The following is a 25,289-nucleotide window of genomic DNA, read 5'->3' as shown; positions in this document are numbered from 1 at the left end:
TGGCCAGCACTACCGCTCGCCCCGGCTCTGGAGTACAAAGGACTCAACGGCCCGCGAGACCAAGGACATCCGAGAGGATTACCTGATAACGCAGAGAAGGCCCCACGGACCGAGCATGAAAACCGAGCACCCACGCGACGTCGACCCGTCGATTACGGGCCAGCCGCACCAGGGAACGGGCAAAGCCCCCGACCTGATGGGCACATATCGAGGACGCATGGTAACTGGGTAGACATGCCAGCGGCGGTACCGAGGACGGTACCGCCGCAACCCTTTTACCGGGCAGTGAAGTTACGGCAGTGGAGTTACCGCGCTGGAGTTGCCGCGGTGAAGTCATCGATTGGCCGCACCCGCTTGTCACGCCCAGCCCGCGGAACCGACCTTAGTCATGCCCAGCCCGCGGAACTGACGCACCCTGCTACGCAGCGCCGCGCTGCAGCGCCTCGCACACCGCCGTCGATTCCCTGACGCCCAGCTCCACGGCGCGCCCGCAGTGCGCGATCCAGGCCGCCATACCCTCCGGCGTCCCCGACAGGTAGCCCTCGAACGAAGCGATGTACGCCGCCCGCCCCTGCTCGGCATGGCCCACCTCGGCGGGGCAGATCGATTTGGGGTCGAGGCCGCTCCCGATCAACACGATCCGCTCGGCGGTACGCGCGACGAGGCCGTTGTACGCACCGAAGGGACGCAGGGCCAGCAGTTCACCGTGCACGACCGCCGCCGTCACCAGCGCGGGCGCTGCAGTACCCGAAAGGATCAATCCGGAGAGCCCTTCCAGCCGCCCCGCCACTTCCTCGGCGTCCGGCAGCGGCGCTTCGATCAGCGGCTCGTCCACGGGTTCGCCTGCCAGCCGTGGCCGGCCGACAGCGTCCTCGGGCGCCGCACCACCGGCCGCAACCAGATGCAGCCGCGCCAGGACACGCAGCGGCGACTGCCGCCAGATGGAGAGCAGTTGACCCGCTTCGGCGGTGAGCCTCAGGGCCGCTCCGATCACATGCGCCTCACCGTCACCGCTGAAGTCGGTACGCCGACGCACCTCCTCCAGATTCCAGTCGGCACCGGACAGCGCCGCCGAGCCACGGGCGCCGCGCAGCGCCGCTTCGGCGGTGACCTCGTTGCTGCGTCGCCGCATGACGCGGTGACCGTAGACCCGGTCGACGGCCTTGCGTACGGAGTCCACCGCGTCAGCGACCCCCGGCAGGGTGCCCAGGGTGGCGAGCGGATCAGAGGCAGTCGTACTCATAAGTAGCGAGGCTACGCGCCCCCTACACCGATACCGCCCGAGAGTGGCCTTCTTCACGAAGCGCGACAACAGAAAGCAATCGCACCGCTACCCTAGGTGAACATGAAGATCGCTTTCGTAGGGAAGGGCGGCAGCGGCAAGACCACGCTGTCCTCGCTCTTCATCCGCCACCTTGCCGCCAATGAAGCCCATGTCGTCGCGGTGGACGCCGACATCAACCAGCACCTCGGGGCCGCGCTCGGCCTCGACGACCAAGAGGCTGCAGCGCTGCCCGCCATGGGAGCCCAGCTGCCTCTGATCAAGGAGTATCTGCGCGGCAGCAATCCCCGTATCGCCTCCGTCGAGACGATGATCAAGACGACTCCACCCGGCGAGGGCTCGCGGCTGCTGCGGGTCCGCGAGAACAACCCGATCTACGACGCGTGCGCCCGCACGGTCCGGCTCGACGACGGGGAGATCCAGCTGATGGCCACCGGGCCATTCACCGAGTCGGATCTGGGTGTGGCCTGCTACCACTCCAAGGTCGGTGCGGTCGAGCTCTGCCTCAACCATCTCGTCGACGGCCCCGACGACTATGTCGTCGTTGACATGACAGCAGGTTCGGACTCCTTCGCTTCCGGGATGTTCACCCGCTTCGACACGACGTTCCTGGTCGCCGAGCCCACCCGTAAGGGCGTCTCGGTCTACCGCCAGTACAAGGAGTACGCCCGGGACTTCGGGGTCGCGCTGAAGGTCATCGGCAACAAGGTGCAGGGCGAGGACGATCTGGGCTTCCTGCGTGCCGAGGTGGGCGACGATCTGCTGGTCAGTGTCGGGCACTCCGACTGGGTACGGGCCATGGAGAAGGGCAGGCCGGCCCGCTTCGAGCTGCTGGAGGCGGACAACCGGATGGCCCTGCAGGCGCTGCAGAACGCCGCGGAGGATTCGTACGAGCAGCGGGACTGGGAGCGCTACACGCGGCAGATGGTGCACTTCCATCTGAAGAACGCGGAGAGCTGGGGCAATGAGAAGACGGGCGCCGACCTGGCCGCCCAGGTCGACCCCGCCTTTGTGCTCGACGAGCGGTACGTGCAGGACGGCGCCACTCAGCCCGCCTGATCCGTCGGCGCCCGCGCCGGGAGGATGCCCTCGTTCCGGCCGGGCGCCATGGTGCCCTCACGCGGCAGTCGCAGCCGAAGGGCGTGCAGCTCGGCGGCCGAGCACCGTCGCCGAGCGCGGTCACGAGTTGCGGTCACCGAGCCAGCGACCGGCCCGATCCGCGCCGGACCCGGCATGAGCTTTGCCGGCCCCCGACGCCCGGTCCGCGTCCGCACCGTGGTCGCGGCTTCGTCGAGCAAGTCCGTCCAGCCCTTCGCCGGGGCCTGGCCGACATCGAGCGTGCCGAGCTTCGCCAGCGTTGCCGGGTCCTGTGCGTCCAGCCAGTCGGCCAGCCGCCGGAAGGACACGCAGCGGACGCCCTCCGTGGTGCAGACCGTCGCGATGGTCTGCACGATGGCCCGCATGTACGTGCCGCCGTTCCAGGACTCGAAGTGATTGCCGATGATCAGCGGGCACGGTTCCCGTCGTACGCGCGGTCGAGGGCCTGGATCATGCCGTCGCACATCTGGTTGCCCCAGTATTCGTGTCGGCCCGGATCACCCTGCGTCGTACCGGACTGGTTGAACATGAAGTTGTAGTCCATCGACAGGGCCTCGAACTCGCGCCCCGGAACCGGGACGAGCTGCATCGAAACATCTCAGATGCCGTCCTTCAAGAAGTGGCCGTTGAAGTGCGTGCCGATCTCGTCGCCGTCCTCCCAGGCGCCGCGAACCTGGGTGATGGTATTCCGGATTCCCTCGGTGTCGTTGAAGCCGATGCCAGAGCTGCCGGCGCTGTGCTTCGGCGGGTCGTAGAGCTCCCGCTTGCCCTCGGACAGCAGATACACGCCGCTGAGGAAGTACGTCATGTTCGCGTGGTATCTCTTGCCCACCTCACGGAAGTGCGAGAACAGCTTCTGACTGTCCTCTCCGGCGCCGTCCCACGAGAACACCACGAACTGCGGGGCTCCTGACCAGGCGCCAGGCGCTGTGCCACGGGCTGCTTCGGCTGACTGCCCGTGAAGGCGGTGGAGTCGTCGCCGATGAGGCGGAACATGCTTTCGGGTGCGGCTCGGAGGACGTTCTTCTTCGCTCCGGCGTCTCGCTTCGTGGGCGCCCGTCATCCGCCCGCCCTCTTCCTTGCGGGAAATTTGCGTCGAAGCGCAGACGCGGCGAGGCCAAGGTCAAGGTCACACGCGGCGATGCCGGAATTAGCATGACAAGCCGAATGAAAAGATGCTTATTCACTTGAGCGAGTGATTGAGTGGGCCATTTGATCGCAAGCATGGACAAAGATCTTTACTCTCCATTACGATCTATTTACTGAAAGTTGAGAAATCCCGCCGCTGCACGCCGTGACCCACGGCCGCGTCCCCCACGTTCCGCGACCGCGCTGCCCCGGAGGAGACGGGAACATGTCTGCTTGCGTCCCCACTCGTCATGACCGCACATCCCGCAGTTCGCGCCCACCCCGCGCCTCGGGAATCAAACCACCGCACAGCCCGCCACCGCCGCCGCGCGGCGGTGGATTCCGCATCGCGGGCGCCGACCTGTCCTCATCGATCACGGTCTTCCTGCTCGCCGTCCCCATGTCGCTCGGCCTCGCCGTCGCCATGGACGCCCCGCTGGAGGCCGGCCTCATCTCCGCCGCGATCGGCGGAATCGTCGCCGGACTGCTCGGCGGCACACCCCTCCAGGTCAGCGGCCCGTCCGCCGGACTGACCGTGGTCACAGCCGAGTTGATCCAGATCTACGGCTGGCGCACCACCTGCGCGATCACCATCGGCGCGGGACTTCTGCAGATCCTGCTGGGCTCGTTGCGGGCGGCGCGCAGCGCCCTCGCCGTCAGCCCCGCCATCGTGCACGGCACCCTCGCCGGCATCGGCGTGGCCATCGCACTCGCCCAGCTGCACATCGTGCTCGGCGGCTCGCCTCAGAGTTCGGCCGTCGCCAACACCCTCGCCCTTCCGGAACTGTTGGGGCGGGTGAGTCCGGCCGCCCCGCTGATCGGCGTGCTGACCATCGCCGTCCTGCTCCTGTGGCCGCGGATTCCGGGACGGATCGGCCGGGTGGTACGGCGGATTCCGGCTGCCCTCGCCGCGGTGGTGACCGCGACGGCGGTGGCCGCGATCACGGCGCCCGGAATCGCCCGGGTCGATCTGCCGTCCTGGCGCTCGCACGCACTGCCGGAGATGCCGCACGGCCCGGTACTCGCTCTGGCCACCGCTGCGTTAACAGTGATGTTGGTGGCCAGTCTGGAGTCGTTGCTTGCCGCGGTCGCCGTGGACAAGCTGTCGGCCGACCGTGCCGGCGGGCAAGCGGCCGCCCGGTCCAAAGCCGACTTGACGTCGTCCTCGTCCTCGTCCTCGGGTCCGGCTTCGGTTTCGGTTTCGGTTTCAGCCTCGGCCCAGGGCCCGGGCCCGTCCTCTTCGTCCCCGCCGGACCCGCCGGACCCGCCCGTCAGACGCTCCGATCTCGACCGTGAGCTGCGTGCCCAGGGCATCGCCAACACCCTGTCCGGGCTTGTCGGCGGGCTGGCGGTGTCCGGCGGTGCGGTGCGCAGTTCGGCGAATGTGCGGGCCGGAGCGACGGGCCGCGCCTCCACCGTGCTGCACGGCGTCTGGGTGGTGCTCGCCGCAGGGCTGCTGGTCACCGCCCTGGAGCAGATCCCGCTGGCCGCGCTCGCCGCGCTGGTCATGATGGTCGGCGTCCAGATGGTGAGCTTCGCCCACATCCGCAATGTCCATAAGCACCGAGAATTCCTGGTGTACGGGGCGACGATCACCGGCGTGCTCCTCTTCGGTGTGCTCAAGGGTGTAGCGATTGGCATCGCGGTGGCGGTGGCCGTCGCCCTGCACCGGCTGGCCCGGACCAGGATCACCGTGACCGAACAGGGCGGCCAGCACCTGGTGGTCGTACAGGGCCAGTTGACGTTTCTCGCGGTGCCCCGGCTCAGCCGGGCGCTCGCCCGGCTGCCCCAGGACGGGAATGCCGTCGTCGAGCTGGACGGCTTTTTCATGGACCATGCGGCGTACGAGACGATCCAGGACTGGAGCATTGCCCAGACGGCCCACGGCGGCCGGGTCGTCTTCACCGGCAGGTCCGGCGGCCGGATCGCCGAGCCCGCCTCGGCGGCGCATTCCTGTTGCCGCCCCTGGACGCCGTGGCGCAACCATCACTGCCACGACCGGCCCGGCCGGACGCCCGAGACCCACCACGCCCGCTTCGGCACGGGCCCCGTCCGCGACTTCGGATCCGGTTCCATCGAGGACCACTCCCCCGGGCACCACACGTCCCACAACGCCCCTGAAGCCCACAGCACCCCCGGCCCGGCCGACTCACCCACCGCCGCCCCGCGCCGGACCGGCGGCAACCGCCTGTTCAGCGGCCTGAGTTCGTTCCAGCGGAACACCGCTCCGCTGGTGCGCGAGGAGCTGGCCCGGTTGGCCCGCGAGGGTCAGCACCCCTCCCAGCTCTTCATCACCTGCGCCGACTCCCGCCTGGTCACCAGCATGATCACGGCGAGCGGCCCGGGCGACCTGTTCACCGTACGGAACATCGGCAATCTGGTGCCCCCGCCGGACGCCGAGTCGAGTGACGACTCGGTGGGCGCCGCGATCGAGTACGCGGTGGATGTGCTGAAGGTGGAGTCCATCACCGTCTGCGGACACTCCGGCTGCGGCGCGATGCAGGCCCTGCTCGACTCCAAGCCGGATCCGGACACTCCGCTGACGTCCCTGTGGCGCTGGCTGAGACACGGGCTGCCGAGCCTGGAGCGGATGGCGTCCCGGCATCATGCCTGGGCCCGGATCTCCGGCCGTCTTCCGGCCGATGCGGTGGAGCAGCTCTGCCTCACCAACGTGGTCCAGCAGTTGGACCATCTGCGGGCCCATGGATCGGTGGCGCGGCGGCTCGCCGAGGGCACGCTCCAACTGCACGGGATGTACTTCCACGTGGGCGAGGCACAGGCCTATCTGCTGGCCGAGGGCGCGAGCGCCGGGCTCGCGCTCGACGAGGTATTCGACCGCGTGGACCCTGGCGACGCCCACGCCTCGTCCGATTCCCACACCCCGGCCGATCCCCATGCCCTGGCCGACTCCCGCTCCCCCGGCGACGCCGACACCCCCAAGCCCGCCGCTGCGGGTGATCCAGCCGGTTCCGGCGAGTTGGAACGTACCGGCGTCTGAACCACATTCGCCCCCGGTCCGTGAGAACTTGTGGTCCCGCCTCCGTGTCGCTCCATACCGCTCCGTGTCGCTGCGCCCCGCACTGTGGTGCACCGCGCCGCGCCGCACCGGACCGCATGTGGAGGCGGGACTGTGTCTCCATACACGAGACACAGGTCTAAACCAATTCCGGGCAGACACTTGTCACCCGGCCTTTGGCCTGATGAGCTATGCCCCGGGACACAACGGACACCCTGGGAATGGGAGATGTCGTGAGCAACGAAAGCCTGGCCGATCTGCTCAAGGAGGAGACGGGAGCATGAGCGAACCTTCCTCCCTCTCCAACCTGCTCAAGGAGGAGCGGCGGTTTGCACCGCCTGCCGATCTGGCCGCCAATGCCAACGTCAAAGCGGAGGCGTACGAGCAGGCCGAGGCGGACCGGCTGGGCTTCTGGGCCGAGCAGGCCCGTCGCCTGACCTGGGCCACGGAGCCGACCGAGACGCTCGACTGGAGCAACCCGCCCTTCGCGAAGTGGTTCGCGGACGGCAAGCTCAACGTCGCGTACAACTGCGTGGACCGCCATGTCGAGGCCGGCCATGGTGACCGGGTCGCCATCCACTTCGAGGGCGAGCCCGGCGACAGCCGCGCCATCACCTACGCCGACCTGAAGGACGAGGTCTCCCGCACAGCGAACGCCCTCACCGAGCTCGGTGTCGGCAAGGGCGACCGGGTCGCCGTCTATCTGCCGATGATCCCCGAAGCTGCCATCGCGATGCTGGCCTGCGCCCGCATCGGCGCGGCGCACTCTGTGGTCTTCGGCGGCTTCTCCGCCGACGCCATCGCCGCCCGTATCCAGGACGCGGACGCCAAGGTCGTCATCACCGCCGACGGTGGCTACCGCCGCGGCAAGCCGTCCGCACTCAAGCCCGCCGTGGACGACGCCGTCTCCCGTTTCGACAGCGTCGAGCATGTCCTCGTCGTGCGGCGCACCGGCCAGGACACCGCGTGGACCGAGGGCCGCGATGTCTGGTGGCACGAGATCACCGGTCGGCAGTCCGCCGAGCACACCCCCGAGGCGTTCGAGGCGGAGCAGCCGCTCTTCATCCTCTACACCTCCGGCACCACGGGTAAGCCGAAGGGCATCCTGCACACCTCCGGTGGCTACCTCACGCAGGCTGCGTACACCCACAACGCGGTCTTCGATCTCAAGCCGGAGACCGACGTCTTCTGGTGCACCGCCGACATCGGCTGGGTGACCGGCCACTCGTACATCGTCTACGGCCCGCTGGCCAACGGCGCGACGCAGGTCATGTACGAGGGCACGCCCGACTCCCCGCACCAGGGGCGTTTCTGGGAGATCGTGCAGAAGTACGGCGTCACGATCCTGTACACCGCGCCGACCGCGATCCGTACGTTCATGAAGTGGGGTGACGACATCCCCGCCAAGTTCGACCTGAGCAGTCTTCGGGTCCTCGGTTCGGTCGGTGAGCCGATCAACCCCGAGGCGTGGATGTGGTACCGCAAGCACATCGGCGCCGACAAGTGCCCGATCGTGGACACCTGGTGGCAGACCGAGACCGGCGCAATGATGATTTCGCCGCTGCCGGGCGTCACGGAGACCAAGCCGGGAAGCGCCCAGCGCGCCTTGCCCGGTATCTCCGCCACGGTCGTCGACGACGAGGCCAACGAGGTTCCGAACGGCGGGGGCGGCTATCTTGTCCTCACCGAGCCGTGGCCGTCGATGCTCCGCACCATCTGGGGCGACGACCAGCGCTTCATCGACACGTACTGGTCGCGCTTCGAGGGCAAGTACTTCGCGGGCGACGGCGCCAAGAAGGACGAGGACGGCGACATCTGGCTGCTCGGCCGGGTCGACGACGTGATGCTCGTGTCCGGGCACAACATCTCGACCACCGAGGTCGAGTCGGCGCTCGTGTCGCACCTCTCGGTCGCCGAGGCTGCCGTGGTCGGCGCCGCCGACGAGACGACCGGCCAGGCCATCGTCGCCTTCGTGATACTGCGCGGTACGGCTGCCGCCTCGGACGAGCTCGTCGCGGAGCTGCGCAACCACGTCGGCGCCACGCTCGGCCCGATCGCCAAGCCGAAGCGGATCCTGCCGGTCGCCGAGCTGCCGAAGACCCGCTCCGGCAAGATCATGCGGCGTCTGCTGCGTGACGTCGCCGAGAACCGCGAGCTGGGCGACGTCACGACGCTCACCGACTCGTCGGTGATGGACCTCATCCAGACCCAGCTGCCGTCCTCCCCCTCATCCGAGGACTGACCGAGGCGAGTACGTCCCCGAGGGGCATCCGGCAACGCGCCGGGTGCCCCTCGGGCATTTAAGGTGAAGATCACCGGATACCGCCCCGCGCACCCCGGGTACAGTGGCAGCCGCGTCAACAAAGCAATAAGAAATCTCCACAGGGTGTGCCGGGAAGTCTGGTCGGCAAGTGCATCAGCCATGCCATCGCTGCCGTACCGACCCGGAGGTCCTCACTCGTGGCCACGCCCACCCCCACACCATCTTCCTCCCGCCGCACCTTTCTGGCGCGCCTGTCCCTCCCCGAGCGGAACTACCTCGCGGACGCCCTTCGCACGGAGACCGTCGGCGGAGTCATCCTGCTGGTGGCCGCGATAGCCGCCCTGGTGTGGGCGAACACCTCCGGTTCCAGTTACGCGGGCGTCAGCGACTTCCACTTCGGTCCCGGGTCGCTGGGCCTCAACCTCTCCGTCGAGCACTGGGCGGCGGACGGGCTGCTCGCGGTCTTCTTCTTCGTCGCGGGCGTCGAACTCAAGCGGGAACTGGTCGCGGGCGAATTGCGCGACCCCAGGGCGGCCGCCCTCCCGGTCGTCGCCGCGCTGTGCGGAATGGCGGTTCCGGCCGTCGTCTACACACTCGTGGCTGTGACCGGCGGGGGTTCCACGCACGGCTGGGCCGTCCCCACCGCCACCGATATCGCCTTCGCGCTCGCCGTCCTCGCGGTCATCGGCACCTCGCTGCCGAACGCGCTGCGCGCCTTCCTGCTGACGCTCGCCGTCGTCGACGACCTCTTCGCGATCCTGATCATCGCGGTCTTCTTCACCGAGCAGATCAACTTCATGGCGCTGACCGGCGCCTTCATCGGTCTCGCCGTCTTCTATCTGCTGCTGCGCAGAAATGTGCGCGGCTGGTACATCTACGTACCGCTCGCCCTGGTCATCTGGGGCCTGATGTACAACAGCGGCATCCACGCCACCATCGCCGGTGTCGCCATGGGCCTGATGCTCCGCTGCACCCGGCGGGACGGCGAGACCCACTCCCCCGGCGAGCACATCGAGCACCTGATCCGCCCGCTGTCGGCCGGTATCGCCGTGCCGCTGTTCGCCCTCTTCTCAGCAGGTGTCTCCCTCTCCGGCGGCGCGCTGGCGGGCGTCTTCACCCGGCCCGAGACGCTCGGTGTCGTCCTGGGGCTCGTCGTCGGCAAGACGATAGGCATCTTCGGCGGTACATGGCTGGCGACCCGCTTCACGAAGGCGGAGCTGAACAAGGACCTGGCCTGGGCGGATGTCTTCGCGGTCGCCTCGCTCGCCGGGATCGGCTTCACCGTCTCGCTGCTCATCGGTGAACTGGCCTTCGCCGGCGACAAGGGCATGATCAACGAGATCAAGGCCGCCGTGCTGCTCGGCTCGCTGACAGCCGCCGTACTCTCCGGTGTACTGCTCAAACTCCGGGTACGCAGATACCGGACGCTGTGCGAGGCGGAGGAGCTCGACGAGGACGAGGACGGCGTGCCCGACATCTACGAGCAGGACGACCCGGAGTACCACCTGCGGATGGCCGCGATCTACGAGAAGAAAGCGGCCGAGCATCGCCACCTTGCCCAACTGGCGGGGGCAGCGAGCAGCAAGCCGGACAGTCCGGCATGATCTGACACCAGATGTGTTGAGCAGGAGAGCAGGAGAGGGAGTCAGGGATGAGCGACCCCGGCAACAACGCGGGCAGTGCCGACCGCAGTCTCGGGCAGCTGGTCGCCGCGGCGACGGCCGAGATGTCCGCACTGGTGCACGACGAGATCGCCCTGGCCAAGGCCGAAGTGCGGCAGGACGTCAAGCGTGGCGTGACCGGGAGCGTGGCGTTCATCATCGCGGGCGTGCTGGTTCTGTTCGCGATCCCGGTGCTGAGCTTCGCGGCGGCGTACGGAATCCACCACCTGGGGCTCGGCCTCGCCGTGTCGTTCACGGTCGTGGGCGCCGCCTTCATCGTGCTGGGTGTGTTGCTCGCACTGTTCGCCATCGCCAAGCTCAAAAAGGTGAAGCCGCCGGAGAAGTCCATCGCTTCGGCCAAGCAGACAGCGGCCGTACTGCAGGGCGTCAAGCCGCACCCGCGGCCCGCTGTCACGGCGGGGGCGAGCCGTCCCGCCGCCGTGGGCAGCACGCCGGCGGACAAGGCCCTGGAGAAGCCTTCGGTCCAGAACAAGGCGTCCGCTGTGGCACGCTCGTCCACATGACGGTCCCCGATTCCAGTGCATCCGGCCCAGTAGGCCCGGAAGGTCAGGTAGGCCCGGAAGGCCGGGTAAGCCCGAACGGCCAGGCGGGCCCGGACGGCTCCTCGGGCTCGACCGGCCGCTCAGGACCCCCGGGCCCCTCCGGCCTGCCGAGTTCCCCCGGCCCGGCCGGCTCCGGTGGGCCCGTACGGCTCGACGGGCCGTGGACCCACCGGGACGTGGCGGCCAATGGCGCCCGCTTCCACATCGCCGAGCTCGGCGAGGGGCCGCTGGTGCTGCTGCTGCACGGCTTCCCGCAGTTCTGGTGGACCTGGCGCCATCAGCTCACCGCGCTGGCCGACGCCGGTTTCCGGGCCGTGGCGATGGATCTGCGCGGGGTCGGCGGCAGTGACCGTACGCCCCGGGGCTACGACCCCGCCAACCTGGCGCTCGACATCACCGGTCTGATCCGCTCGCTCGGCGAACCGGACGCCGCCCTGGTCGGCCACGACATGGGTGGCTACCTCGCCTGGACGGCCGCGGTGATGCGGCCGAAGCTGGTGCGCCGCCTCGTGGTCTCCTCGATGCCGCATCCGCGCCGCTGGCGTTCCTCGATGCTCTCCGACTTCGCGCAGTCCCGCGCGGGCTCGTACATCTGGGGCTTCCAGCGCCCGTGGGTGCCGGAGCGTCAGCTCGTCGCGGACGACGCGGCGTTGGTGGGCCGGCTGATCCGTGACTGGGCGGGCCCCCGGACCCCTGATTTCCCCGACGATGCCGCGGTCGACGTCTACCGGCGTGCGATGTGCATCCCGTCGACGGCGCACTGCTCGATCGAGCCGTACCGCTGGATGGTGCGCTCCCTGGCCCGCCCGGACGGAATCCAGTTCAACCGGCGCATGAAGCGGCCGGTGCGGGTACCCACACTGCACCTTCACGGTTCACTCGATCCGGCGATCCGTACGCGGAGCGCGGCGGGGTCCGGCGAGTACGTCGAAGCGCCGTACCGTTGGCGACTTTTCGACGGTCTGGGGCACTTCCCCCACGAGGAGGATCCAGACGGGTTCTCGGCCGAACTCATCAACTGGCTCAAGGATCCCGAGCCCGACCGGTAGCCGTACGGGCACAGTTGTCCGACGAACAGCCAATTGCCCGGCGCATAGGCCAATTGGCTGGCGGATGGGCGGTTACCGACCATGAGGCACGGGCAGACGTCGGGGTATGGGCTGGACGCACGACTTCGGTGACGCAGCACGCAACCGTCGCTCGACCGCCACGGCGAGTCCGAGCACTCATGAGGGGGGCGGCCCCCAGGGCCGGGTGCACGATATGCATGTTCTGCATGATCCCCGGCTCGGTATTCCGCGCATCCTGCGCCGTCGGGCCCGCTGGGTCTCGGCGCGGCTGCGCCATCCACGCGGATGATGTCCGCCCCGGCCGACCGGTGAGCGTCCACCGGCCGGGCGGGACTTCCACGACTGTCCCGACTGCCACGGGCAGCACGCCCAGGGCCTGTCCGGCGGATCAGGGCCGGAGAGGCTCTAGAGGGCGCACGCCTGGCTGTCGACCTGCTGGTTGGCGGTGCGGCCGTGCGCGATGTCCTGGCGGATCTCGTCGGCCGTCAGCGCATAGCCGGTGTCGGGGTCGTCGAGCGACTTCGCGAAGACGACTCCGTACACCTTGCCGTCGGGGGTCAGCAGCGGTCCGCCGGAGTTGCCCTGACGGACGGTCGCGAAGAGCGAGTACACATCGCGGCGGACGGTGCCCCGGTGGTAGATGTCCGGTCCTTTGGCATCGATACGGCCCCGGACGCGCGCGGCCCGTACGTCGTACGAGCCGTTCTCCGGGAAGCCCGCGACGATGGCGCTGTTCCCGGTGTCGGCGTCGTGATCGGTGTCGGTGAACTTCAGCGGCTTCGCGACGAGGTCCGGTACGTCGAGTACGGCGATGTCGCGCTGCCAGTCGTAGAGGACGACCTTCGCGTCGTACAGCCGCCCTTGGCCGCCGATCTGGACGGTCGGCTCGTCGACGCCGCCGACGACATGGGCGTTGGTCATCACCCGGCGGTCGGAGAAGACAAAACCGGTGCCTTCGAGGACCTTGCCGCAGCTCGGGGCCGTACCGACGACCTTGACGATGGACTTCTTGGCGACGGCTGCCACGGGGCTGCCGACCAGCGCCGGGTCCGGGGCCCGGACCTCGGTGATCGGCTCGTTGGCGAAGGGGCTGAAGACCTGCGGGAAGCCGTTCTGCGCAAGGACCGAGGAAAAGTCCGTGAACCAGGTGGAGGCCTGGGCCGGCATCACCCGGGAGATGCCGAGCAGGACCGACGAGCTGCGGACCTCCTTGCCCAGCGTAGGCAGTGAGGTACCGGCCAGTGCGGAGCCGATCAGCCAGGCGACCAGCAGCATCGCGACCACATTGACCAGGGCACCGCCAGTGGCATCGAGAGCGCGCGCGGGCGACCACGTGATGTACCGGCGGAGCTTGTTTCCGAGATGGGTGGTGAACGCCTGGCCCACCGAGGCACAGACGATCACGAGGACGACGGCGACGATGGCTGCCGTCGATGAGACTTCGGAGCCGTTCGTCAGCTGGTCCCACAGGAGTGGCAGCAGATAGACGGCTACGAGACCGCCGCCCAGGAACCCGATCACCGACAGGATGCCGACGACGAACCCCTGGCGATAGCCGATGACCGCGAACCACACGGCGCCGGCCAGCAGCAGGATGTCCAGCACGTTCACCGTCTGTAGCCTCGCAGATTCGTCGCCGGGCCTGTTCCTTGACTGGGTCCGGGCAGGGCCGGACAGCGCAGCACGGGAGTCAGCCTGTCATGCGCGCCAGTCGAGCGGCACCTGCTTGGCGGTGTCCCACGGGCGCTCCCAGCCCGCGAAGTGCAGAATCCGGTCGATCACTCCGGCCGTGAAACCCCAGACCAAGGCGGATTCGACCAGAAACGCCGGGCCTCGGTGACCGCTCGGATGGACCGTGGTCGCGCGATTGGCCGGGTCCGTGAGATCCGCCACGGGGACGGTGAAGACCCGGGCTGTCTCACCCGGATCGACGACGCCGACCGGGCTCGGCGACCGCCACCAGCCGAGGACCGGTGTCACGACGAAACCGCTCACGGGGATGTAGAGCCGGGGCAGCACTCCGAAGAGCTGCACTCCGCGCGGATCGAGGCCGGTCTCCTCCCGGGCTTCCCGCAGAGCGGCCCTGAGCGGCCCTGTAGTGGCTTGGTCGCCGTCCTCCGGGTCCAGAGCACCGCCGGGGAAGGACGGCTGCCCAGCGTGGGAACGCAGGCTTCCGGATCGCTCCATGAGGAGCAGCTCGGGACCGCGCTCACCCTCCCCGAACAGTACGAGTACGGCGGACTGCCGCCCGGCGCCGCTCTCCGGCGGCAGGAAGCGGCTGAGCTGATCCGGCTCGATCGTCCGCGCGGCACGAGCCACAGGGTCGAGCCAGTCCGGCAGGCCCTCGGTCGTGACGGTGACGGCTCCGTCGTGACCTGCGCCTGCCGTGGTGGCGGCGGCCGCTGCGACCGCCGCCGCGGGGCTCACGGCCGCCGGGCTGACCGCCGCGGGCGCGGCTGCCGCTTCCGCACTCTGTTCGTGCGTGCTCTGCTCGTGCGTCTTCATAGGCACCCCTCGTCTCACAACGCCTGTCATCACGCATTTCGTTCCGGAGCGAGCGCCGGGCGTCAGTCGGCCCCCAGGGCCGGCGCCGGCTTGCCCGGGTAGTCCGCCGGCGGGCTCAGCCGCTGACCGGGCTGACCGCCCATCTCGTACTTCAGCAGCTTCCTGGCCTTCTCCGGGTCCGTCTCGCCCTCCCCGTACGCCGGGCAGAGCGGGGCGATCGGACAGGCGCCGCAGGCGGGCTTACGGGCATGGCAGATGCGGCGGCCGTGAAAGACGACGCGGTGCGAGAGCATCGTCCACTCGCTCTTGGGGAAGATCGCGGCGATCTCGGCCTCGACCTTCTCCGGGTCCTCCTGCTCCGTCCACTTCCAGCGGCGGACCAGGCGCCCGAAATGGGTGTCGACCGTGATGCCCGGCACGCCGAAGGCATTCCCGAGCACGACATTGGCGGTCTTGCGGCCGACTCCCGGAAGCGTGACGAGATCGGCGAGCCGGCCCGGCACCTCGCCGCCGAACCTGTCCCTGAGAGCCACGGAGAGGCCTATCAGCGACTTGGTCTTGGCCCGGAAGAAGCCGGTCGGCCGAATGAGCTCTTCCAATTCCTCCGGGACGGCCGCAGCCATGTCCTCGGGGGTGGGGTAGGCGGCGAAGAGAGCGGGGGTGGTCTGGTTGACCCTCAGATCAGTGGTCTGGGCGGAGAGGACCGTGGCGACGAGAAGCTCGAAGGGATTCCTGAAGTCCAGCTCGGGGTGGGCATACGGGTAGAGCTCGGCGAGCTCACGGTTGATCCTGCGGGCACGGCGGACCATCGCCAGATGCGATTCCGGTTTCGCACCGGGCTTTGCTCCGGATTTCGCGGGTTTCGCCGTGGCCTTCGCGGTGGACTTGGCTGCGGCCGGTGCAGCGGACTTCGACACGGGCTCCGCCACAGTCTTCGCTCCGGCCCTCCGGACCCGTTCACCCATAGGGCGTTTTGTCTCTTTTGTCGGGCGACTCGCAGCCTGTTCGCCCACAGCGGAATCACGGCCTTCCGACACCCCATCAGCCCCCTTGGCCTGCGCTCTCACCGGCGATTTGGACACCCGGCCAGCCTAGAGCCACGCGCTGACATCCGCCCCGGTCACCGCGTATCCACCCCCGATCGGCCCCCTGCCTCACGGTTCGGCACGCCCGTGCGTCAAACTGGTTTGTGATTGATCGCACTGTTTTACCGTCCGGCATGATGGGGACCACGGTTCCCTGAACAGGCCGACAAGGAGAGAACTCGTGGACGACGTTCTGCGGCGCGCCCCGCTTTTCGCGGCGCTCGATGATGAGCAGGCCGCGGAGCTCCGCGCCTCGATGAGTGAGGTGACCCTCGCACGCGGCGACGCGCTCTTCCACGAGGGTGACCCGGGCGACCGCCTCTATGTGGTCACCGAGGGCAAGGTGAAGCTCCACCGCACCTCCCCCGACGGGCGCGAGAACATGCTGGCGGTCCTCGGCCCCGGCGAGCTGATCGGTGAGCTGTCGCTCTTCGACCCGGGCCCGCGCACCGCCACCGCGACCGCGCTGACCGAGGTCAAGCTCCTCGGTCTCGGCCACGGTGACCTCCAGCCCTGGCTGAACGCCCGCCCCGAGGTGGCCACGGCCCTGCTGCGCGCCGTCGCCCGCCGACTGCGCAAGACCAACGACCAGATGTCCGATCTGGTCTTCTCGGACGTACCGGGCCGTGTCGCCCGCGCCCTCCTCGACCTGTCGCGCCGCTTCGGCGTCCAGTCCGAGGAAGGCATCCATGTCGTCCACGACCTGACCCAGGAAGAGCTGGCCCAGCTGGTCGGTGCCTCCCGCGAGACGGTCAACAAGGCGCTCGCCGACTTCGCGGGACGCGGCTGGCTGCGCCTGGAGGCGCGCGCCGTGATCCTGCTGGACGTGGAGCGCCTGGCCAAGCGGTCCCGCTAGCCGGCCCGCCCCGACCGGACGCCATCTCCGTACGCAAGGCCCTGCCGCACGGCGGGGCCTTGTGCTCTGCGTTCCGGCCTAGATCAGTCCGTGCTCGCTCAGGTACTCCAGCTGCGCCAGAACCGAGAGTTCCGCCGCGGGCCACAGCGACCGGTCCACATCCGCGTACACCTGCGCCACCACCTCCGATGCCGTCCGGTGTCCGGCCTCGACCGCGGTCTCCACCTGGGCCAGCCGGTGCGCGCGGTGTGCGAGGTAGAACTCGACCGCGCCCTGCGCGTCCTCCAGCACCGGGCCGTGCCCCGGCAGCACCGTGCGCACGCCGTCGTCGACCGTCAGCGAACGCAGCCTCCGCAGCGAGTCGAGGTAGTCGCCGAGCCGCCCGTCCGGATGCGCGACGACCGTGGTGCCGCGTCCGAGGATCGTGTCCCCCGTCAGCACCGCCCGGTCGGCGGGCAGATGGAAGGAGAGCGAGTCCGCGGTGTGCCCGGGGGTCGGCACGACGTGCAACTCCAGACCCCCGGTGGTGATCACATCGCCCGTGGTCAGGCCCTCGTCGCCGAGGCGCAGCGCCGGGTCCAGGGCGCGCACCTCGGTACGGGTCAGTTCGGCGAAGCGCGCCGCGCCCTCCGCATGGTCCGGGTGCCCGTGGGTGAGCAGGGTGAGCGCGATCCGGCGGCCCGCCCGCTCGGCGGTGTCGATGACGGCCCGCAGATGTGTGTCGTCCAGCGGGCCCGGGTCGATGACGACCGCGAGGTCGGAGTCGGGCTCGGCGACGATCCAGGTGTTGGTGCCGTCCAGCGTCATCGCCGAGGCGTTGGGGGCGAGGACGTTGACGGTACGGGTGGTGGCGGGCCCGGACAGCACCCCGCCGCGTGGCTGGCCGGGCAGCGCGGCCGCGTCGCTCATACGGCTTCACCTCCCGCGCCACCTGCACCTGTCGGCCCGCTCGGGATGTGCTTGGTGAACTCGTCGTGTCCCGGCCAGCTCAGCACCAACTCGTCACCCTCCAGCCGCGCCTGTGCCAGTACGGGGGTGAGGTCCTGGGAATCCGCCGCCTTCAGGGCCTCGGCGGCTGTCCCGTACGGCCTGAGCGTCCGCAGCGTCGACACGGTCGGCGGCATCATCAGCAGCTCGCCCCTGTCGTACCCGTCGGCGGCCTCTCCGGGCGCTGTCCACACCGTGCGGTCGGCCTCCGTGGAGGCGTTGCGGGTGCGCTGGCCCTCGGGGAGCGCGGCGACGAAGAACCAGGTGTCGTAGCGGCGCGGTTCGAACTCGGGGGTGATCCAGCGCGCCCAGGCACCCAGCAGATCGGAGCGCAGCACCAGACCACGCCGGTCCAGGAACTCGGCGAAGGAAAGCTCGCGGGCGACCAGTGCCTCGCGGTCGGCCTCCCAGTCGGCGCCGGTGGTGTCGCTGACGACCGTGTCGGCGGTCGGGCCGGCGAGGAGGACGCCCGCCTCCTCGTACGTCTCACGAACCGCAGCGCAGACGATGGCCTGCGCCTCGGCCGGTGTACCGACGCCGAGCCGCTCGGCCCAGCTCTCCAGCGCGGGTCCGGCCCAGCCGACGAGCCGGTCGTCGTCGCGCGGGTCGACCCCGCCACCCGGATAGGCGTACGCCCCGCCGGCAAAGGCCATGGAGGCGCGGCGGCGCAGCATGTGGACGGCGGGGCCGCCCCCGGTGCCGGCGGCAGGATCCCGGAGCAGCATCACGGTGGCGGCCCGCTTCGGAGTCGCGGCCGTCAGCTCGCCTGCGGCGAGTGCCCGGATCCGGTCGGGCCATTCCGGTGGGTACCACTGACCATTGGACATGGCCGGAGGCTATCCGGAACCGCGACGATGTTCGAGAGGCACGTTGATCCGTACATGCCCCGTACACACATGATCCCGCCCGGTCATCACGACCGGACGGGATCAGGGAATCGACAGCGGACGGCGAGCGGACGGCAGCGACCGTCCAAGGACCACGGCGGGCGTACGGCTCAGGCCCTGAGGGCCGCAGCAGCCCCAACGGCGGCGACCGCGCGCCCCGCGGGAGACGCGCGGCTCGGGCCCCGACAGACCACCCGCAGCAGACCTACGGCTCAGGCCCCGACCAGCTCGACCTGGACCTCGACCTCCACCGGCGCGTCCAGCGGCAGCACCGCGACGCCCACCGCGCTGCGCGCATGCACGCCCTTGTCGCCGAGGACCGCGCCCAGCAGCTCGCTGGCGCCGTTGATCACGGCGGGCTGCCCGGTGAAGTCGGATGCCGAGGCGACGAAGCCCACGACCTTCACGACTCGCGCGATCCGGTCCAGGTCGCCCGCGACGGACTTCACGGCGGCCAGCGCGTTGAGAGCGCAGGTCTTCGCCAGTTCCTTGGCCTCGTCGGGCGTGACCTCCGCACCGACCTTGCCGGTGACGGCGAGCTTGCCGTCCACCATCGGGAGCTGGCCGGAGGTGTACACGTACACCCCCGACTGCACGGCCGGCTGGTACGAGGCCAGCGGCGGCACGACGTCCGGCAGCGTCAGCCCGAGCTCGGCGAGCTTCGCCTCGACGGCGCCCGCCACTACGCCTTCTCCCGCTTCAGGTAGGCCACGAGCTGCTCGGGGTTGTTCGGGCCGGGAACGACCTGGACCAGCTCCCAGCCGTCCTCGCCCCAGGTGTCCAGAATCTGCTTGGTCGCGTGCACGAGAAGGGGCACGGTCGCGTATTCCCACTTGGTCATGGCCCGACTGTAATGCCTGGCACGCGCAGCCTCGTGCGTAGCCCGCGGCCCGACTGGTTAGGCTCGAATACGTGAGCAGGTTCCAGGTCGTCAGCGGCAAGGGTGGTACCGGTAAGACCACGGTCGCCGCCGCCCTCGCGCTCGCCCTCGCGACCGAGGGCAGGCGGACCCTCCTCGTGGAGGTCGAGGGCAGGCAGGGCATCGCCCAGCTCTTCGAGACGGAGCCCCTTCCGTACGAGGAGCGCAAGATCGCCGTCGCGTCGGGCGGCGGCGAGGTGTACGCCCTCGCGATCGACGCCGAACGCGCCCTTCTCGACTACCTCCAGATGTTCTACAAGCTCGGCAGCGCGGGCCGGGCGCTCAAGAAGCTCGGAGCGATCGACTTCGCCACCACGATCGCGCCCGGTGTACGGGACGTGCTGCTGACCGGCAAGGCCTGCGAAGCCGTACGCCGCAAGGACAAGCAGAACCGGTACGTCTACGACTACGTGATCATGGACGCCCCGCCCACCGGGCGCATCACCCGCTTCCTCAATGTGAACGACGAGGTGGCGGGGCTGGCCCGGATCGGCCCGATACACAATCAGGCGCAGGCCGTGATGCGGGTGCTGAAGTCCCCGGAAACGGCTGTCCATCTGGTGACACTGCTTGAGGAGATGCCGGTCCAGGAGACCGCGGACGGCATCGCGGAGCTGCGGGCCGCCGAACTGCCGGTCGGCCGGGTCATCGTGAACATGGTGCGACCGCATCTGCTGGACGAGGACGCACTGCGCACCGCCGCGGGCGGCCGCCGCAGGGAGATCGCCAAGGCGCTGACCCGGGCGGGCGTGACCGGCTCCGCGGGGCTCGTACGCCCCCTGGTCGAGCAGGCGGCCGAGCATGCCCAGCGGGTCGAGCTGGAGCGCGAGCAGCGCGAGGTGCTCGCGGGCCTGGAGCTGCCGGGGTACGAACTCCCGCTGATCGGCGAGGGCATGGACCCGGCCGGGCTCTACGACCTGGCGACCGAACTCCGCAAGCAGGGCGTGGGCGAAGGGGTGGGACAAGGGGTGGATACATGACACAGGGCACGGACGCGGCCACAGACACGGCCCCGGCCGCAGGCAGGGTCACCGCAACCACAACCGCACCCGCACCCGCGCTGGACACCGACGCACTGCTCGACGACCCCGGCATCCGGATCGTCGTGTGCTGCGGTTCGGGCGGGGTCGGCAAGACCACGACCGCCGCGGCGCTGGGCGTACGGGCGGCCGAGCGCGGCCGTAAGGTCGTCGTCCTCACCATCGACCCGGCGCGCAGGCTCGCCCAGTCCATGGGCATCGACTCGCTGGACAACATCCCGCGCCGGGTGTCGGGCATCGATGTCGAGGGTGCCGGGGAACTGCACGCCATGATGCTCGACATGAAGCGGACCTTCGACGAGATCGTCGAGGCGCACGCGGACGGCGAACGGGCCCGCGCGATCCTGGAGAACCCCTTCTACCAGTCCCTGTCGGCCGGTTTCGCGGGCACCCAGGAGTACATGGCGATGGAGAAGCTCGGGCAGCTGCGCGCGCGCAACGAGTGGGATCTGATCATCGTCGACACCCCGCCGTCGCGCTCCGCGCTGGACTTCCTGGACGCACCGAAGCGGCTCGGTTCGTTCCTCGACGGAAAGTTCATCAAGCTGCTGATGGCCCCGGCGAAGATGGGCGGCCGGGCAGGGATGAAGTTCCTCAACGTGGGCATGTCGATGATGACCGGCACTCTCGGCAAGTTGCTCGGCGGTCAGTTTCTGCGCGACGTACAGACCTTCGTGGCGGCGATGGACACCATGTTCGGCGGCTTCCGCACCCGGGCCGATGCCACGTACAAACTGCTGCAGGCGCCCGGTACGGCGTTCCTCGTCGTCGCGACACCGGAGCGTGATGCGCTGCGCGAGGCGGCGTACTTCGTGGAACGGCTGGCCGCGGAGGAAATGCCGCTGGCCGGTCTGGTGCTCAACCGTGTCCACGGCAGCGACGCCGCCCGGCTCTCCGCCGAGCTCGCACTTGCGGCCGCAGAAAATCTTGACGGGGTCGGCATTGTGGATCAGACGGCCGGGAAGGCTGGACTTCGTGACCCGGCCGACTGGTCGGTCGCCTATCCCGAAGCCGTTGCCGACCCTTCCGAGCACGAGGCCACCGAAGACCGCGAGCCAGATCCCGAACCGGCTCCCGAAGCCGCAACCAATACCGAGACCGTGACCGAGGCCGCTTCCGTCGAGCAGCTGACCGCAGGTCTGTTGCGGCTGCACGCGGAACGGATGCAGGTGGTCGCGCGCGAACAGCGCACACGCGACCGCTTCACCGCCCTGCACCCCGAGGTCGCCCTGACCCAAGTGGCCGCGCTGCCCGGTGACGTACATGACCTCGCGGGGCTTCGGGCCATCGGGGACCGGCTCGCGACCGGTTCCGCCCCGGCCGGAGCTGTGTAGCCGCCCGTCCGCTCTACCCCACCGCGGCGTACCTCTCGTGCAGTTCGTCGTCGTCCAGTTCGATCGCCACGGGCAGGATGCCCGTGGACTGCTCGTACTCGCTGCGCGCGGTCTCCAGCAGTCGGCGCCAGGACGTGACGGTGGGCCGCCTGCGCAGCAGTGCGCGGCGCTCCCGCTCCGTCATTCCGCCCCATACGCCGAATTCGACGCGATTGTCCAGCGCATCGGCCAGGCACTCGGTCCGCACCGGGCATCCGGTGCACACCGCCTTGGCCCTGTTCTGCGCTGCCCCTTGTACGAACAGTTCATCCGGATCGGTAGTGCGGCAGGCTGCCTGCGCACTCCAGTCGGTTACCCAGCCCATCACGGCGCCGTCCTCTCCCGAATCGAGGCTCCCCCACGGCGGTAGCGGCATATTCACCGCTGCCAGTTGAGGACGTTACGGAAGGCAGCGACAGCACAACACCCCCTTCGGGCCCAATCTTGAATGGCCCGAACGGACTATGCGTATGCGGCAGATCACCCAGGGGAGTGAGGTGAGGACATACCTGAATATCCCAGCAGAATCGGGACAGTTCACCTGGATCACAACGGACGTTCGATGACACAGGAGGCGAATTCGGGAGTGCCCGAACTCGTGGCCGGATCGTGCACGGGGGTTGATACACAACGGGACTGCCGTGACAGTTGGGAGCAGCTTAGGCCAAGGCATATACGTGTGTCCGGTGAATGAGAACGTAGGCTGCCCCCATGCCAAAGAAGCGCTCGGGCGGGGGTCTCACGACGACCCAGCAGGCCGCCAAGTTCCTCGGTGTCGCCGCACTTTCCGGAGTTGTGCTCGCGGGCATCGCGCTGCCGGCCGCCGGAGCACTGGGTCTCGCCACCAAGGGGACGGTCCAGGGATTCGACGAAATCCCGGCCAATCTCCGTACTCCACCGCTGAGCCAGCGCACCACGATCCTGGACAGCAAGGGCGGAATGATCGCCTCCGTCTATTCGCGTGACCGCACGGTGGTCGAGCTGAAGGACATCTCGCCGTACATGCAGAAGGCGATCGTGGCGATCGAGGACGCCCGCTTCTACGAGCACGGGGCGATCGACCTCAAGGGAATCCTGCGCGCACTGAACCGCAATGTGCAGGAGGGCGGAACCGCGCAGGGCGCCTCGACCCTCACACAGCAGTACGTGAAGAACGTCTTCGTCGAGGAGGCCGGCGACGACCCGGACAAGGTCGCGCAGGCCACTCAGCAGACCATGGGCCGCAAGATCCAGGAACTGAAGTACGCGATCCAGGTCGAGGAGAAGCTCGGCAAGAAGCGCATCCTGACGAACTACCTGAACATCACCTTCTTCGGGCAGCAGGCGTACGGCGTCGAGGCCGCCTCGCAGCGCTACTTCTCCAAGCACGCGAAGGACCTGACGCTGGAGGAGTCCGCGCTGCTGGCCGGCATCGTGCAGTCGCCGAGCCGCTACGACCCGGTCAACGACACCGCCGAGGCGACCAAGCGCCGCAACACCGTGCTCCAGCGCATGGCCGACGTCGGTGACATCTCGCAGGCCGAGGCCGACAAGGCGAAGTCGAACCCGATCAAGCTGAAGGTCAAGAAGCCGCAGAACGGCTGCATCACGGCCGTCAGCGGAGCCGGTTTCTTCTGCGACTACGTACGCCAGGTCTTTCTCTCCGACCCGGTCTTCGGCAAGACCAAGGAGGACCGGGCCAAGCTCTGGAACCGGGGCGGTCTGACAGTCCGGACGACGCTCGACCCGCAGTCCCAGCAGTCGGTGCAGAGCTCGATCAAGAGCCACGTCTACAAGTCGGACAAGGTCGCGACCGCCGTGACGCTGGTCCAGCCGGGCACCGGCAAGATCATGGGAATGGGCCAGTCCAAGCCGTACGGCTTCGGGCCCAACGAGACCCAGTACAACTACTCGGTCAACAAGAGCATGGGCGGCTCGAACTACGGCTTCCCGACCGGTTCGACGTTCAAGCCGTTCCTCGCCGCCGCGGCCATAGAGGGCGGCAAGCCGGCCACGCAGACCTACCCCTCCCCGTACGAGATGGACTACCCGGACACGGTGCAGTCCTGCGGGAAGCCGTGGGTCAACGACGGCACGCCGAAGTATCACCTGGAGAACGAGAACGAGTCCGAGAGGGGGCCGTACCCGCTGAAGGTGGCGATGGAGAAGTCCGTCAACACCTACTTCGTGCAGATGCTCCAGGACATCGGCATGTGTCCGGTCTCGAAGATGACCGACAAGCTGGGCGTGGTGCAGGGCGACGGCACCAAGCTGCCGCAGAACCCGTCCACACTGACCCTCGGTTCCAATGGCCTGTCGCCGCTGACGATGGCCAGCGCCTACGCCGCCTTCGCCAACCGCGGTACGTACTGCACATCGATCGCCATCGAGTCGGTGAAAACGGCGGACGGCACCTCGCTGCCCGTACCGAAGACCACCTGCTCGCAGGCGATGTCGCAGACGACGGCGGACACCATCAACACCCTGCTGCGCGGCGTGGTCGACTCCGGTACCGGTGCTGAGGCCGGCCTCCAGAGCCGCGACAACGCGGGCAAGACCGGTACGACCGACGCCCGTAAGAACGCCTGGTTCGTCGGCTACACGCCGAACATGTCCGGCGCGGTCTGGGTCGGCAGCCCGTCCCAGAGCGTCGAGATGGAGCGCATCACCATCGGTGGCGTGTACCAGGACAAGGTGTACGGCGGACAGGTCCCCGGACCGATCTGGCGTGACGCGATGACGGGCGCCCTCAATGGAGTGCCCGCCCCCGCCTTCAACACCGTCAACATCCCGGACCCGCCGGAGCAGCACGGCGATGACGGGGACCATGGCAGGCAGGGCCCCGGGGGCAAGAGGCCCGGCAAGAAGCCCGGCGGGAACACCGGCGGGAACACCGGCGGCCGCGGCGGTCAGACCAACGACGGTACGCAGGGTCCCTGACCCTGCGGTTCACGCACATGAAGGTGGGGCGCCCCGGATCGATCCCGATCCCGGGCGCCCCACTTCGTACATCCCTGTCCGTACGTCGCGCGGCCTCAGCCCGCCAGGAGCTTCTTCACCGCGGCGGCCACCCGGCCGCCGTCCGCGCGCCCCGCGACCTTCGGGTTCACGATCTTCATGACGGCGCCCATCGCCCGCGGCCCCTCGGCCCCGGCGGCCTTCGCCTCCTCGACGGCGGACGCCACGATCGCACCCAGCTCGTCGTCGCTCAGCTGCTTCGGCAGGTATGCGTCGAGCAGCTCACCCTCCGCCTTCTCGCGCTCGGCCTGCTCGGTCCGGCCGCCCTGGGCGAAGGCCTCGGCCGCCTCGCGGCGCTTCTTCGCCTCCTTGGCGATCACCTTCTGCACCTCGTCGTCGGAGAGCTCGCGCGCCGTCTTGCCGCTGACCTCCTCCTTCGTGATGGCGGTGAGGGTCAGCCGGAGCGTGGACGAGGTCAGCTCGTCACGCGCCTTCATGGCCGTGGTGAGGTCTTCCTTGAGCTTGGACTTGAGCGTGGTCATGTGCTGATTGTGGCAGGTACGGGGCGCCCACCGCCCGCCGGTTTTCTTTCCGCCGCACCGTGTCTGCGACGATGGGC

General features: G+C 69.0%; 21 protein-coding genes and 1 pseudogene. 11 read left to right on the top strand and 11 right to left on the bottom strand.

Annotated features, from left to right (window positions below):
* Window positions 1–418: 418 nt before the first annotated feature.
* Window positions 419–1,243 carry a Fic family protein gene (locus tag ACZ7IB_RS20685; RefSeq protein ID WP_470914297.1) on the bottom strand — a complete coding sequence of 275 codons (825 nt, stop codon included), beginning with the start codon at window positions 1,241–1,243 and terminating at the stop codon, window positions 419–421.
* Between the two features lie 102 nt (window positions 1,244–1,345).
* Between ACZ7IB_RS20685 and ACZ7IB_RS20680 the strand changes: the two genes are divergently transcribed.
* Window positions 1,346–2,341: an ATP-binding protein gene (locus ACZ7IB_RS20680; protein WP_470914295.1), complete on the top strand. Its 996-nt coding sequence runs from the start codon at window positions 1,346–1,348 to the stop codon at window positions 2,339–2,341.
* Here ACZ7IB_RS20680 and ACZ7IB_RS20675 read toward each other — a convergent pair.
* Window positions 2,329–3,415, bottom strand: a pseudogene (locus ACZ7IB_RS20675) (polysaccharide deacetylase family protein); the annotation flags it as partial. The gene ACZ7IB_RS20680 and the pseudogene ACZ7IB_RS20675 sit on opposite strands and share 13 nt — an antisense overlap.
* 319 nt (window positions 3,416–3,734) lie before the next feature.
* Here ACZ7IB_RS20675 and ACZ7IB_RS20670 point away from each other — a divergent pair.
* From ACZ7IB_RS20670 to ACZ7IB_RS20645, 6 genes are all read left to right on the top strand, one after another.
* A complete protein-coding gene (locus ACZ7IB_RS20670; protein WP_470914293.1) occupies window positions 3,735–6,506 on the top strand; it encodes a bifunctional SulP family inorganic anion transporter/carbonic anhydrase in 2,772 nt (923 codons plus the stop codon).
* A gap of 298 nt (window positions 6,507–6,804) precedes the next feature.
* Window positions 6,805–8,766 (top strand): acetate--CoA ligase, encoded by a 1,962-nt coding sequence (gene acs, locus ACZ7IB_RS20665; protein ID WP_470914290.1) that lies wholly within the window; start codon window positions 6,805–6,807, stop codon window positions 8,764–8,766.
* 218 nt (window positions 8,767–8,984) lie between these two features.
* Window positions 8,985–10,391 carry a Na+/H+ antiporter NhaA gene (gene nhaA / locus ACZ7IB_RS20660; RefSeq protein ID WP_470914286.1) on the top strand — a complete coding sequence of 469 codons (1,407 nt, stop codon included), beginning with the start codon at window positions 8,985–8,987 and terminating at the stop codon, window positions 10,389–10,391.
* 47 nt (window positions 10,392–10,438) lie between these two features.
* Window positions 10,439–10,972 (top strand): phage holin family protein, encoded by a 534-nt coding sequence (locus tag ACZ7IB_RS20655; protein WP_470914284.1) that lies wholly within the window; start codon window positions 10,439–10,441, stop codon window positions 10,970–10,972.
* The gene (locus ACZ7IB_RS20650; RefSeq protein WP_470914283.1) at window positions 10,969–12,060 is read left to right on the top strand and encodes an alpha/beta fold hydrolase; all 1,092 of its coding nucleotides are present in this window, start codon (window positions 10,969–10,971) and stop codon (window positions 12,058–12,060) included. Before ACZ7IB_RS20655 ends, ACZ7IB_RS20650 begins: the two co-directional genes overlap by 4 nt.
* A gap of 106 nt (window positions 12,061–12,166) precedes the next feature.
* The gene (locus ACZ7IB_RS20645; RefSeq protein ID WP_229845996.1) at window positions 12,167–12,370 is read left to right on the top strand and encodes a hypothetical protein; all 204 of its coding nucleotides are present in this window, start codon (window positions 12,167–12,169) and stop codon (window positions 12,368–12,370) included.
* A gap of 116 nt (window positions 12,371–12,486) precedes the next feature.
* Here ACZ7IB_RS20645 and ACZ7IB_RS20640 read toward each other — a convergent pair whose 3' ends face one another.
* The 3 genes from ACZ7IB_RS20640 to nth form a co-directional block, all read right to left on the bottom strand.
* Window positions 12,487–13,692, bottom strand: coding sequence for a MarP family serine protease (locus ACZ7IB_RS20640; protein WP_470914278.1), 1,206 nt, complete (start codon window positions 13,690–13,692; stop codon window positions 12,487–12,489).
* An 87-nt stretch (window positions 13,693–13,779) separates the two neighbouring features.
* Window positions 13,780–14,586 carry an NUDIX hydrolase gene (locus tag ACZ7IB_RS20635; protein WP_470914275.1) on the bottom strand — a complete coding sequence of 269 codons (807 nt, stop codon included), beginning with the start codon at window positions 14,584–14,586 and terminating at the stop codon, window positions 13,780–13,782.
* A 62-nt stretch (window positions 14,587–14,648) separates the two neighbouring features.
* Window positions 14,649–15,551, bottom strand: a complete 903-nt coding sequence (nth, locus tag ACZ7IB_RS20630) for an endonuclease III (protein ID WP_470914272.1) — start codon at window positions 15,549–15,551, stop codon at window positions 14,649–14,651.
* A gap of 301 nt (window positions 15,552–15,852) precedes the next feature.
* Here nth and ACZ7IB_RS20625 point away from each other — a divergent pair, with 301 nt between their 5' ends.
* Window positions 15,853–16,527 carry a Crp/Fnr family transcriptional regulator gene (locus ACZ7IB_RS20625; protein WP_014046869.1) on the top strand — a complete coding sequence of 225 codons (675 nt, stop codon included), beginning with the start codon at window positions 15,853–15,855 and terminating at the stop codon, window positions 16,525–16,527.
* A 78-nt stretch (window positions 16,528–16,605) separates the two neighbouring features.
* On the opposite strand, the gene ACZ7IB_RS20620 is transcribed toward ACZ7IB_RS20625, so the two are convergent.
* The 4 genes from ACZ7IB_RS20620 to ACZ7IB_RS20605 all read right to left on the bottom strand — a co-directional run bounded on the left by ACZ7IB_RS20620 (window position 16,606) and on the right by ACZ7IB_RS20605 (window position 19,242).
* Window positions 16,606–17,436 (bottom strand): MBL fold metallo-hydrolase, encoded by an 831-nt coding sequence (locus ACZ7IB_RS20620; RefSeq protein WP_470914270.1) that lies wholly within the window; start codon window positions 17,434–17,436, stop codon window positions 16,606–16,608.
* A complete protein-coding gene (locus tag ACZ7IB_RS20615) occupies window positions 17,433–18,341 on the bottom strand; it encodes an NUDIX hydrolase (protein WP_470914269.1) in 909 nt (302 codons plus the stop codon). Before ACZ7IB_RS20615 ends, ACZ7IB_RS20620 begins: the two co-directional genes overlap by 4 nt.
* Before the next feature lie 272 nt (window positions 18,342–18,613).
* A complete protein-coding gene (locus ACZ7IB_RS20610) occupies window positions 18,614–19,084 on the bottom strand; it encodes a RidA family protein (protein ID WP_114245273.1) in 471 nt (156 codons plus the stop codon).
* Entirely contained in the window at window positions 19,084–19,242 is a 159-nt protein-coding gene (locus tag ACZ7IB_RS20605) for a DUF4177 domain-containing protein (RefSeq protein WP_003967454.1), read from the bottom strand. The genes ACZ7IB_RS20610 and ACZ7IB_RS20605 overlap by 1 nt, the downstream gene beginning before the upstream one ends.
* 71 nt (window positions 19,243–19,313) lie before the next feature.
* Between ACZ7IB_RS20605 and bagA the strand changes: the two genes are divergently transcribed.
* Together bagA and bagB are read left to right on the top strand one after the other, a co-directional pair.
* On the top strand, window positions 19,314–20,300 hold the full coding sequence (bagA, locus tag ACZ7IB_RS20600) for an ATPase BagA (protein ID WP_470914267.1): 987 nt from the start codon (window positions 19,314–19,316) through the stop codon (window positions 20,298–20,300).
* Window positions 20,297–21,694, top strand: a complete 1,398-nt coding sequence (gene bagB / locus ACZ7IB_RS20595) for an ATPase BagB (protein ID WP_470914266.1) — start codon at window positions 20,297–20,299, stop codon at window positions 21,692–21,694. Before bagA ends, bagB begins: the two co-directional genes overlap by 4 nt.
* Window positions 21,695–21,707: 13 nt before the next feature.
* On the opposite strand, the gene ACZ7IB_RS20590 is transcribed toward bagB, so the two are convergent.
* Window positions 21,708–22,058 (bottom strand): WhiB family transcriptional regulator, encoded by a 351-nt coding sequence (locus tag ACZ7IB_RS20590; RefSeq protein WP_383958543.1) that lies wholly within the window; start codon window positions 22,056–22,058, stop codon window positions 21,708–21,710.
* A gap of 386 nt (window positions 22,059–22,444) precedes the next feature.
* On the opposite strand from ACZ7IB_RS20590, the gene ACZ7IB_RS20585 reads away from it, so the two are divergent.
* Window positions 22,445–24,652, top strand: a complete 2,208-nt coding sequence (locus tag ACZ7IB_RS20585; RefSeq protein ID WP_470914264.1) for a transglycosylase domain-containing protein — start codon at window positions 22,445–22,447, stop codon at window positions 24,650–24,652.
* 95 nt (window positions 24,653–24,747) lie between these two features.
* Here the strand turns inward: ACZ7IB_RS20585 and ACZ7IB_RS20580 are convergent, their stop codons facing one another.
* Window positions 24,748–25,212, bottom strand: a complete 465-nt coding sequence (locus tag ACZ7IB_RS20580) for a GatB/YqeY domain-containing protein (protein WP_114245277.1) — start codon at window positions 25,210–25,212, stop codon at window positions 24,748–24,750.
* Window positions 25,213–25,289: the final 77 nt, after the last annotated feature.

Source organism: Streptomyces sp. NPDC037301 (assembly GCF_055602785.1).
Note: the sequence above shows the minus strand (reverse complement) of the source record. Positions and strands in the feature narration are given on the sequence as shown.

What these genes read in the sequence shown, in the direction of transcription:
- ACZ7IB_RS20685 (WP_470914297.1), bottom strand. Translation starts at nt 1,243, where the DNA reads ATGAGTACGACTGCCTCTGATCCGCTCGCCACCCTGGGCACCCTGCCG.
- ACZ7IB_RS20680 (WP_470914295.1), top strand. Translation starts at nt 1,346, where the DNA reads ATGAAGATCGCTTTCGTAGGGAAGGGCGGCAGCGGCAAGACCACGCTG.
- ACZ7IB_RS20670 (WP_470914293.1), top strand. Translation starts at nt 3,735, where the DNA reads ATGTCTGCTTGCGTCCCCACTCGTCATGACCGCACATCCCGCAGTTCG.
- acs (WP_470914290.1), top strand. Translation starts at nt 6,805, where the DNA reads ATGAGCGAACCTTCCTCCCTCTCCAACCTGCTCAAGGAGGAGCGGCGG.
- ACZ7IB_RS20655 (WP_470914284.1), top strand. Translation starts at nt 10,439, where the DNA reads ATGAGCGACCCCGGCAACAACGCGGGCAGTGCCGACCGCAGTCTCGGG.
- ACZ7IB_RS20650 (WP_470914283.1), top strand. Translation starts at nt 10,969, where the DNA reads ATGACGGTCCCCGATTCCAGTGCATCCGGCCCAGTAGGCCCGGAAGGT.
- ACZ7IB_RS20645 (WP_229845996.1), top strand. Translation starts at nt 12,167, where the DNA reads ATGGGCTGGACGCACGACTTCGGTGACGCAGCACGCAACCGTCGCTCG.
- ACZ7IB_RS20635 (WP_470914275.1), bottom strand. Translation starts at nt 14,586, where the DNA reads ATGAAGACGCACGAGCAGAGCACGCACGAACAGAGTGCGGAAGCGGCA.
- nth (WP_470914272.1), bottom strand. Translation starts at nt 15,551, where the DNA reads ATGGGTGAACGGGTCCGGAGGGCCGGAGCGAAGACTGTGGCGGAGCCC.
- ACZ7IB_RS20620 (WP_470914270.1), bottom strand. Translation starts at nt 17,436, where the DNA reads ATGAGCGACGCGGCCGCGCTGCCCGGCCAGCCACGCGGCGGGGTGCTG.
- ACZ7IB_RS20615 (WP_470914269.1), bottom strand. Translation starts at nt 18,341, where the DNA reads ATGTCCAATGGTCAGTGGTACCCACCGGAATGGCCCGACCGGATCCGG.
- ACZ7IB_RS20605 (WP_003967454.1), bottom strand. Translation starts at nt 19,242, where the DNA reads ATGACCAAGTGGGAATACGCGACCGTGCCCCTTCTCGTGCACGCGACC.
- bagB (WP_470914266.1), top strand. Translation starts at nt 20,297, where the DNA reads ATGACACAGGGCACGGACGCGGCCACAGACACGGCCCCGGCCGCAGGC.
- ACZ7IB_RS20590 (WP_383958543.1), bottom strand. Translation starts at nt 22,058, where the DNA reads ATGGGCTGGGTAACCGACTGGAGTGCGCAGGCAGCCTGCCGCACTACC.
- ACZ7IB_RS20585 (WP_470914264.1), top strand. Translation starts at nt 22,445, where the DNA reads ATGCCAAAGAAGCGCTCGGGCGGGGGTCTCACGACGACCCAGCAGGCC.
- ACZ7IB_RS20580 (WP_114245277.1), bottom strand. Translation starts at nt 25,212, where the DNA reads ATGACCACGCTCAAGTCCAAGCTCAAGGAAGACCTCACCACGGCCATG.